This window comes from Brevibacterium sp. 91QC2O2 (assembly GCF_024580695.1).
GTDB classification, from domain to species: domain Bacteria; phylum Actinomycetota; class Actinomycetes; order Actinomycetales; family Brevibacteriaceae; genus Brevibacterium; species Brevibacterium moorei.
On sequence record NZ_JANIJY010000041.1, the window covers coordinates 1 to 10,036 of the forward strand.

Below are 10,036 nucleotides of genomic sequence, written 5' to 3' on the forward strand. Positions count from 1 at the left end.
TGGAACGGCCCGACCACCGCGGCGACACGCGCAGGCACATCACACCCGAACAGTACAATCACCTACAACATGAGACAACGACGCCGCGATCAAGCACAAACCCCAACCCGTGAAAAATCGAGGCTAGTGTGGACGGGGATGCGTGCAGCGGATCCTATTCAGCGGAAGAAAAGCGTAAAGAAGAGCGAGCGGTGAAAAATTGAGGACTCTACCTGTCGTCGGGGCTGTTTTCCGAAATGGAGACTCGATTTTGGCCTGTCGGCGTAGACCCGAAAAATCTGCGGGAGGATTGTGGGAGTTTCCGGGTGGAAAGATTGAGCCCGGGGAGTTGCCTGAAGTTGCTTTGGCGCGTGAACTTCGGGAGGAGCTAGGGTTAGAGCATGTCGTCATTGGAGAGCGTGTCTTCCGCCAGGCAACGATGAATGATGAGGGACTTATCATCGACCTGGATTGCTACTGGGTTGAGGGGATTGCCGGAAACCCTGTCAGCAGCGATCATGACCGAATGGACTGGGTTCCAGTGCGTGAACTTAGGTCGTTGACCTGGGCTGGCCCCGATGTGCCAATTGTTATAGCAGCCCAAAATCAGCTACGCACAGACCAGGGCGGCACCCAAGCGTAGCTATTCGGGTAATATGCAGTCAGGTGTAGTTGAGGAGGCCGTGTGGCAGAACCGCTTGGGCTACGTGCTGAGGCAATCGAGTGGGTAAATATGGCGTCCGATGGCGGTCGCTTCCCGCTCGAAGTGTCTCATATTGACGACTTTCAGTTTCGCGGAGAGGCGTTCTCCTTGCGTGGTCAGCAAGGAATCCGTAAACCGGCGAAATTTGATGCGGCACTGACCGTCCAGACGAATCTTCCCAAAAAAGGTCGGGAGCATCCTTATGAGGACAGTATCGGCGAGGACGGACTCCCGCGGTACTCGTGGCGAGGTGATGACCCGGACCAATTTGAGAACGTCGGCCTGCGGGTGGCAATGCGGCAGCATCTCCCTATTATTTGGTTCTGGCAAATATCGAAGTCACCATCTAAATACAATGTTATTGCCCCAGTGTATGTTATTGGCGAGGAAGTAGAGAGGAAACGTTTTGTTCTCGCTCCTTTGCCGGATGACAACCTAGCTGGCGATATAGACGAATACTCCGGCCATGAAGAAGTAACGCGTCGGTACCTACTTTCCCAGACGAAGCGCCGCCTCCATCAACCAGTGTTTCGATCGCAGGTCCTGGATGCCTATAACAACATGTGTGCAGTGTGTTCCTTGGCTCATCCGCAGTTGCTGGATGCTGCGCACATCATCGATGACAGTGATGAACATGGAATCGCCTCTGTGGTGAACGGGCTGGCACTGTGCAAAATTCATCACGCAGCCTACGACAAGTTCTTCATGGGCATCCGACCCGACTATGTCATTGAGCTAAGGCCCGATCTTCTGACAGAGAAGGACGGCCCGATCTTGGAATTCGGTATGCAAGCGCTGCATGGTAAGAAGTTGTCGAACCTGCCCAGATCGAAGAGCCTGCGTCCCAGCTCTGATCGACTCCAAGCCAAATTCGATCTATTTACCAGAGGTAGCAAGATCGGTTAGCTTCTGCCCACCCCGCCCATGAGCGGCCGTAGCGTTTGCTCCCTCATAGGCCGGTTCGGCTGAGGGCCTGATGCACGGGCCCCAGACGGCAAGGTCGAACTGGTCTCGCAGCATGCCGAGCACCTTCCTGTTTCAGGGTCGTGTCAGTACCGTGAAGTACCCTGGAAATCGCAGTCGTTGTAGTCGATTCAGGGAGTGACGTGCGCGATTCGAACAGTGTGGTGCTCGGCCTGACCATGGCGGTCGGCCCGGTGCTGGGCGATGCCATTCTGCAGTCTTCGGTCGCGGACGTCGATGAATCATTCTGGCTTGCCGCGCTGCAGGCGGCCGATTCCGGTACCGGACCGAATGCGGGACCATCGTCCCAGGCCAGACAGCCTGCTGCGAACCGTCCGCGCAGCTTCTGGAATATGCGGGACCAGCTCGAGGCGATCGCCGCGCACGGGCGCTATCTGCACCGTGGCGAGAACCCGTTGATGCGCGACTGGGCGAATGAACTGTCCGCACTCATCGACCAGGCGGACTCCGACGTCGAAATGCGCTCCGGCGATGTGGACCGCTTCCTCGAAACCCTGCAGCTCCTCCTGGAATCCCTGGGCTCCAGCCTGCCGGAGGGCCTCATGGGCTCGTCCACCGGCGCAACTGCTCAGCCGGCCCCGTCGGCGCAGTCTGGTGCAGCCGAATCCGGTGCGGCCGAGCCAGGTGCGGCCTCGGCGGCGGAAGCGGTGCCCGGCGCTGCCCCACACCGGTCGTTGACGCTGGAAGTGGGCGGGCTACGCGCGAACATCGAACTCGCCGCCGCCTACACCCGGCGCCTGACTGCCATGGGTGTGGGCCCCATCCGCGCCCTGTCCATCACCAATACCACCGACCCGGCCCAGGGTGCGACCGCCTCTCTCGCCGCCTGCCAGATCATCGGGGCCTCGGGCACAGTCGAATGGACCGCACCCCGGGTCGAGGTCGCACCGGGGGAGACCGTAGCCCTGACCCCCGCGGAGCTCGCGTGGGTGCCGGTCCTGCCGGGCGCGGTGTCCACGGGCGCCGACGACCTGCACGCGGAATTCGACATGTCGGTGGGCGGGCGCTCACGAGCGGCCGACATCGTCGTTCCCCTGCTTGCGGACGATGAGTGGCGCTCCGACCTGCCGCCGGAACTCCTCGTCGACTTCATTCCGTTCTCCTCACCCCGGGTGGCCAGGATGGCGCGCGCGGTGGAATCCGTGGTCAACGCGCTCGACGAACCGGAGGACGCCGACTACGCGGGTGCGGTCAATACGGAACTCAACCGTGTGCTGGGCACCTCTGTGGGCGATGCCCGGACCCCGGACGGCGGCCAGCGGCTGCGCCATGTCACGCACCTGTTCACCGGTACCGACGGCTCTGACCGTGCGAACGGTGCGAACGGTGCCGACGGTGCGACCAGCGCCGATGGTGCCACGGGTCAGGACATCCGGGTCACCGGTATGGAGCGCGCGCTCATTGCGGCGGCCGTGTTGGAGCTGTTGGGCTGCTCGGCTGTGTTCGTGATGACGCCCGACGGGGTGCGCTGTGGACTGGGCAATCCGGAGACCTCGCCCTTCGATGCGCGCACGCTCAGCCGCGGAGCCTTCTCCGCCGACATCAGTGGCGTCGAGCCGGTGGGCGGATCGCGTGCCGCCTTCGAATCCGACGCTCTCTACATTGTGCGCGTCGCGGATCTGCTGGACCGGGCCACCGCCCACAGCCAGGCCGGCGACTCGGCACTGGCCGAGGGTCAGGGGACGACGCGTCCACCCATTCTGTCGCGCTGGCTGAAGGAACTCCTGCAGCTGGACAATCGCAATCCGCTGCTGCGCATGGCCAAGACCGCCGGCGCGCGGATCGTGGTGCCCGAGGACCGGCTGGACCTGTTCGAGGACGCCTTCTCCTCCGGGGAGCGCTTCGACCTGGCACCCCTGAGCAAGCGGGTCAGTGCGGCGGCGAACACCCATGCGGCGAGCCCGGCTCCGCAGTCCGTTTCGAAACCCGGGCGACCGGTGATCCGGCCGGCGGTCTCCGACCGGGCGGGCACCTCGGCCACGGGGAGTCGGGTCCCGTCGGCACCGGTTCCCGCGGCTCCATCCGCACCTCCCTCGGCGGGGGCGGCCGAGGACTCCTTCACGGCGGCGCTGGATGCACACCAGTTGCAGGTCGAGCCGCTGCGCGATAACTACCGCAAGCTCCTGACCAACCTGCAGGCGCAATCGGAGAAGTCCCGGGAGGAATCGGGCAAGACCACCCTGCACCTGGCGGTGGGTGCTGTGACCTGGCAGGACGACGCGGGGGACGAATCGACCTCGCCCCTGTTCGTCGCGCCGGCCAATCTGACCGGTTCCGCGGACACCGGCTTCGCCCTGGCCCTGGAACCCGGCTATGCCCTGGAGCCCAATTTCACCCTGCACGAGAAACTGCGGCAGGTCACGGGGGAGGAGGTCCCGTCGCTGCTGGAACCCGTGCGAGACGCCTCCGGTATCGACGTCGATGCGACATTCGAACGAGTCTCCCAGGAGCTGAGCGCGGCTGGGATCCGGCATCGGATTCTGCGCCATGCCCGGCTTCTGCCCCTGGATTTTGCGACTCAGGTGCTGTGGTCCGATCTGCGCGACAACTGGGCGACCCTGCTGGACAAGCCGGTCGCGGACCAGCTGACCCGTCGATTCGGCACGCCGTTCGCGGACCCCGCCGGGGACCGCGCGCTGACCCCTGCCGACGAAGTCACCACCACCCTGGTGCAGCCGGCCGACGGCAGCCAGCTGCGGGCGATCGCCTATGCGGGTGCAGGCAAGTCCTTCGTGCTCGAGGGCCCTCCCGGCACCGGCAAGTCCCAGACGATCACGAATATGATCGCCGATGGTCTGGCGCGCGGTCGTCGGATCCTGTTCGTCGCGGAGAAGCGCGCGGCGCTGGACGTGGTCTTCGGGCGGCTCAAGGACGCCGGCCTGGGACATGCGGTGCTGGATCTGCACGACGCCAAGCAGAGTCTGCGCGACGCGCGGGGGCAATTGCGCGAGGCGCTCGACCGGTTGCCCTCAGGTGGTACGGCTGCCGCTGCGGCGGGGGAAATGGGCGCCACCGGTATGCCCGGTGCTGCCGCCGGCACAGCTACTGCCACCGGCGCAGCGACCTCGGCTCCGGTTACCGGAACCGACCGGCTGCGGGCTGCGCTGCATGCCTCGACGGATCTGTTGCGCGCCTATCCGAACGACGTGTTTCACGTGAAACACGGGCAGGACTCCCGGGGTGAGCCCCAGTATCTGTGGGACCTGTTCAGGGTGCAGCTGGAGCGCGAATCCGAATTCGACATGACAGGCGGGTGGCAGCCGGCCGAAGTTCCCGCTGCCGCGGATCTGAGCTCCGAACAGGCGGAGCACGCAGCCGATGTGGCCAAGCGGTTGCGTCGGGCCCGTCGGCACGCCGACTCGAGCCCGGACGATGCGGCCACGCTGGCCAAGCTCGATGCGCAGGCCGACGCTATGGCCGGCCTGGGGCTTTCGGATGCGGCGCAAGAGGTGCGCGCGGGAAGGTCTGCCGACCAGCTGGCGGAGGCGATCCTCCTGGCCAATTCCCGCGCCGCGCTCGACCGCGCCCTTGCCGAGCTGGAGGACCCCGCCGCATTCACGGGTCGTCCTGCCGCGGTGCGTCGCTATATCGAGCAGGCGCGCGCCCTGATCCTGGCGCATCGTGCGACCCCGCCCGGCGCGCTGGGTGATCCGCAGCGGGCCCTTGAAATCGACGATGCCTTCCGCGCATACGTGCGGGGCACGTCCTCCGGCTCAGTGCGCACCTTGTTCGAGGAATACGGAGAGCAGGTCCTCGCCGCCACCCCGTGTGTGCTCATGAGTCCTCTGGGTGTGGCCAAGCACCTGCCCGCCGGGTCCATCGAATTCGACACGGTGATCTTCGACGAGGCCTCGCAGATCAGGCCCGCCACCGCCATGAGCGCCCTGGGCAGGGCACGTTCGGCGGTGATCGTGGGCGACCGGAAGCAGATGCCACCCCCCACCGAATTCACCGGTCGCGTCGATGGCGGGGACGCAGGGGATACCCTGGCGATTCCCCAGGGTCGCCTGGAATCGCTGCTGACCCTGGCGGGCAAGGCGGGCTTCGAACACCTGAGCCTCGACTGGCACTACCGCAGTTCCAATGAGCAGCTCATCGCGTTCTCGAACCGCCGGTACTACAACGGCAAGCTCATCACCTTCCCCAACCCGCCTGCGGTGGCAGGGGAGGGGGCCGCGGATGGTGCGGGGACCTCGGCGTCGCATGTGCCGGGTGCGGGTGCTGCGGACCCGAGTGCTTCGGACCGGGCTGGTGCGCCCGGCGCGGGTGCGCTGCCGATCGGTTATACCTTCGTGCGCGGTGTGCAGGAGCGCAAGCCCGGCTACTCGGCGAAGGTCAACGAGGCGGAACGGGATGCGGTGGTCGAACGGATCGCCGGTCTGTTGGCCGAACAGCCGGACAAGTCGATCATGGTCGTCACGTTCAACTCGGCACAGCAGGACTACATCGCCGCGGCCCTGGCGGAGTCGAAGGACGACGGAATCGTCGCCGCGATGAACCGGGACGTGGAGCCGCTGACGGTCAAGAACGTCGAAACCGTCCAGGGCGACGAACGCGATATCGTACTGTTCTCCATGACGTACGCGCCGGATGCCGAAACCGGTCAGCGGTCGAACAACTTCGGGCCGGTGGCCCGCCCGGGTGGCGAGCTGCGCTTCAACGTGGCCATCACCAGGGCCCGTGAACAGGTGCAGATCTTCGCCTCGATGCACGCCGCCGACATCACCATCGGCAAGTCGACCAGGCCCGGGGTGCGCGATATGAAGGCATACCTGGCGATGGCGGAGGAGGGCGTGCTGCCCCGCGTCGAGGCAGCACCCCAGGGCGACGACATCTTCCGCGATCGAGTGGCCGAACAACTGCGCGCCCGCGGCTTCGAGGTCGAGGTGGGCGTTGGCGAGTCCGAGTTTGCCGTCGACCTGGCCGTGCGCGAGGCCGCCGACAGCGTGCCGGGTACGGCCGGTGGCGCGGGGGGCGCGGCCAGTGCGGACGGTGCTGGTGCCGAGAGCGCGGCTCCGTGGTCGGCCGTCCTGTTGGACTCGCCGCTGTGGGCCGGCCGTGCGACAGTCTGGGACCGTGACGGCCTGCCCGTGACGATGCTCGAGGACCGTATGCACTGGCACCGCGTCGCCCGCCTGCTGTCCGCGGACTGGGCCCTGGATCCCGGTGCCGCTCTCGACCGCCTGATCGCGCAGTTGCGTGAAACGGATGCCGAAGCCGGGCCTGCCGGTACGTATGACGAGGCCGGTGCTGCTGTTGATGTGGCGGGTGAGGTCGATGGTGTGACCGCTGCAGCACCTGCCACCGATGCGACTACTGCCGACGTGGCTGCTGCTGGTGCAAGCACTGTCAGTGCAGGCACCGCCGACGCAGCCACCGGTCCGACCGCCACCGGTCCGACCTCGGGCATCGTGGAGGAACAGTACGTTGAGGCCCCCGTCCGCGCGGTTGACGACAAGACCCTGCTGGATCGCGTGGAGCATTCCGAGGAGGCGCGTGAGCGGGTGCGTGGGCACATCGCGGACATCCTCGCGCTCGAGGCCCCCATTGAGAAGACCGAACTGCTCCGGCGGGTAGCTCTGCGCATGTCCCATAAGCGGCTGCGCGATCGTATCGCCGCGCAGATCGCCCCGCTGGTATCGCAGCGCACCCTGGCCGAAGACGACGGGAGGGAGTTCGTCTGGTCCGATGAGCAGGACCCGGAGGCCTACAACGTCTACCGTGTGCCGGGCCCGGGCCAGGCGGCGCGGAACCTGCAGGACATGAGCCAGCGGGAACTGGGCAATGCCATCGTGGCCGCTTTGAGCCAGGACGGTGCCGCGACCGGGGCCGACCTGCTGGCCGAGGTGGTGGAGATGTTCGGCGGTCGGCGCACCTCGAAGCCGGCGCAGGACGCCTTCAACAGGGCCATCAGCCTGGCCGAGCGGTCCGGCCGCATCACCCGTACCGCCGAGGCCGACGGCTTCATCCTGGCCTGAGCGCAGTCGGGGCCCGGCGAACACCACCGGGCCCCATGAACACCACGTGAGCGCGGGAACTACCTGCAATAGCAGGTAGTTCCCGCGCTCACGTGGTGTTCATGCGCTTGTCGGGAGTCTGCAGGCTCGTCGGGAGTTCTGGTGTTCAGTCCCGTGGCGCGATCGTCAGCCAATTCTCGCGGGTCAGGCGCGCCGCCTTCTCGTACTTCCCCTTCTTCAGGGCGTGCAGGATCTTCGCGTGCTTATCCGGCGAGTCCATTCCGGTCATCGAACCGAAGTGTAGATACTCGGACCTGCGCAGGGCCGCGGTGACGTCTTCGAGCTGTTCGGCGATGAGCAGATTGCCGCACGCCCGTACGGGCACCATGTGGAATTCCTCGTCGGCGGCGATCGCGGCCTCGGCATCGCCTGCCTCGATCGCCAGTTTCAAGCTGGCGTTGGCCGACTTCATCCACCGCAGCTCGGTCTTGCCCAGCGGGCGGAAGCCCTGCGGTGCTGCGGAGTCCTTCGCGTCCTCGGCCCCGGCGGACGAACCCTCGGCATCCGAATCCTCAGCGTCCTCGTCCCGGGGCGATTCCGGCCCGCCGCCGATCACGGCCGCGGTCTCGGCTGCGTACACATCGGGTTCGCACAGGGTGATCGCCAGGGCGTGCAGTTCCGCCGCGATCTGCTGGGCCCAGCGAACCCGATGCGGGTCCTCGGCCGCGACGATCGTCGCCTTGCCCGGAGTCGCGACGACCAGGCCCGCCCTGGCCAGCCGCAGGATCGCCTCGCGGATGGGTGTGCGGCTGGTGCCGAAGCGCTTGCTCAGCAGGGAGTCGCGCAGCCGCGTGCCCGGTGCCAGCTCGCCCCGGACGATCGCATCGCGCAGCTCCCGGTAGACGGTGTCGCGCAGCAGCGCGCGGGCCGGCGGCATCGCACCGTCGGTCGCCTCGCCCCCGGTTCGCGAGGCCTGCGCCCGGACGCGGGTATCGGTCATGTGCTCTCTCCTCGACTTGTGTATATTGCGTCGTTTATGTTGTGTACGGCACATTCGATGCTACATTGCAGGTACTCGATATATCGCACATCCCGACACGTAATGCCACAGAGGATCCGCCGGATGGGCACCGAATCCTCGGGCGCCGTCACTCGGATGCGGTCCTCCACACGCCGCCACACGCGAGGAGCCCCATGTCCATTCACGATTTCGAACGCTACGACCTGACCTTCGGCCCCAGCCCCGTCCACCGCCTGCCCCGCCTGAGCGAACACCTGGGCGGTGCGCAGATCTGGGCCAAGCGCGAGGACTGCAACTCCGGCTTGGCATTCGGCGGCAATAAGACCCGCAAGCTCGAGTACATCGTGCCCGATATTCTGGCCAGCGGCGCCGACACCCTGGTGTCGATCGGCGGCTACCAGTCCAACCACACCCGCCAGGTCGCCGCGCTCGCCGCCCACCTGGGGTTGAAGGCCCGTCTGGTGCAGGAGCGCTGGGTCGACTGGGATGACCCCGGCAATGACCGGGTGGGTAATATCGAGCTGTCGCGCATTATGGGCGCCGACGTCCGCCTGGACCCCGACGACGGCTTCGACATCGGCATCCGCTCCAGCTGGGAGGACGCCCTGGCCGAGGTCGAGGCCGCCGGCGGCAAGCCCTATCCGATCCCGGCCGGGGCCTCCGAACACAGGCTGGGCGGATTGGGATTCGCAAACTGGGCTTACGAGGTCGCAGCTCAGGAACAGCAGTTGGGCGTCTTCTTCGACACGATCGTCGTGTGCACGGTGACCGGTTCGACGCAGGCGGGCATGATCGCGGGCTTCGCTGCGCTCCAGGACGCGGGGGCGAGGCCGCGCAAGATCATCGGGATCGACGGTTCGGCGACTCTGGAGAAGACGATCGATCAGGTAACCCGGATCGCGAACAACACCGCCGAGCTGATCGGCCTGGGCCGGGCCATCCGGCCGGACGAGGTGACGATTCTGCCCGGGTGGGAGGGACCCGCCTACGGCATTCCGGACGATTCGACGGTCGCCGCGATCAAGCGCCTGGCCCGGCTCGAGGGGGTCATCACCGATCCCGTGTACGAGGGCAAGTCGATGGCCGGGCTGATGGACCTGGTGTCCGACGGGCGGATCGGGGCGGACTCGAATGTGCTCTATGCGCACTTGGGCGGCCAGATTGCGTTGAGCGCCTATCCCGGCATCTTCGACTGAGGCGGTGTGGGCGGCCCTGCCCAACATCACATGCGCAAACCTGCAACGCATACGCGTATATACGTATGCGCCCTCTTTGCCAAGCTGGTTGTGAGTCAGTCACGATCAAGCAAAGGAGAGTGATCTCGCATGGTCAGCGTTGTGGGATTCACCGTCGAAGAGGTCCGTGAGTTCGTTCGCGAGTACGAGCGTCAGC

The 10,036-nt window shown here is 66.0% G+C and carries 5 protein-coding genes; 4 read left to right on the top strand and 1 reads right to left on the bottom strand.

Features of this window, described 5'->3' with window-relative positions; all coding sequences use genetic code 11:
* Positions 1–199: 199 nt before the first annotated feature.
* The 3 genes from NQ036_RS15205 (at position 200) to NQ036_RS15215 (ending at position 7,644) form a co-directional block, all read left to right on the top strand.
* Positions 200–622 carry a (deoxy)nucleoside triphosphate pyrophosphohydrolase gene (locus NQ036_RS15205; RefSeq protein WP_257059961.1) on the top strand — a complete coding sequence of 141 codons (423 nt, stop codon included), beginning with the start codon at positions 200–202 and terminating at the stop codon, positions 620–622.
* Between the two features lie 42 nt (positions 623–664).
* A complete protein-coding gene (locus NQ036_RS15210) occupies positions 665–1,588 on the top strand; it encodes an HNH endonuclease (protein WP_257049984.1) in 924 nt (307 codons plus the stop codon).
* A gap of 200 nt (positions 1,589–1,788) precedes the next feature.
* Complete coding sequence (locus tag NQ036_RS15215; RefSeq protein WP_257059963.1) at positions 1,789–7,644, top strand: DUF4011 domain-containing protein; 5,856 nt, start codon at positions 1,789–1,791, stop codon at positions 7,642–7,644.
* Between the two features lie 145 nt (positions 7,645–7,789).
* On the opposite strand, the gene NQ036_RS15220 is transcribed toward NQ036_RS15215, so the two are convergent.
* Positions 7,790–8,623, bottom strand: coding sequence for a GntR family transcriptional regulator (locus NQ036_RS15220; RefSeq protein ID WP_257049986.1), 834 nt, complete (start codon positions 8,621–8,623; stop codon positions 7,790–7,792).
* Between the two features lie 194 nt (positions 8,624–8,817).
* Between NQ036_RS15220 and NQ036_RS15225 the strand changes: the two genes are divergently transcribed.
* Entirely contained in the window at positions 8,818–9,840 is a 1,023-nt protein-coding gene (locus tag NQ036_RS15225; RefSeq protein ID WP_257049987.1) for a 1-aminocyclopropane-1-carboxylate deaminase, read from the top strand.
* Positions 9,841–10,036 lie beyond the last annotated feature (196 nt).

Excerpts from the sequence above, each read along its gene's own strand:
- NQ036_RS15220 (WP_257049986.1), bottom strand. The coding sequence starts at position 8,623 with ATGACCGATACCCGCGTCCGGGCGCAGGCCTCGCGAACCGGGGGCGAG.
- NQ036_RS15225 (WP_257049987.1), top strand. The coding sequence starts at position 8,818 with ATGTCCATTCACGATTTCGAACGCTACGACCTGACCTTCGGCCCCAGC.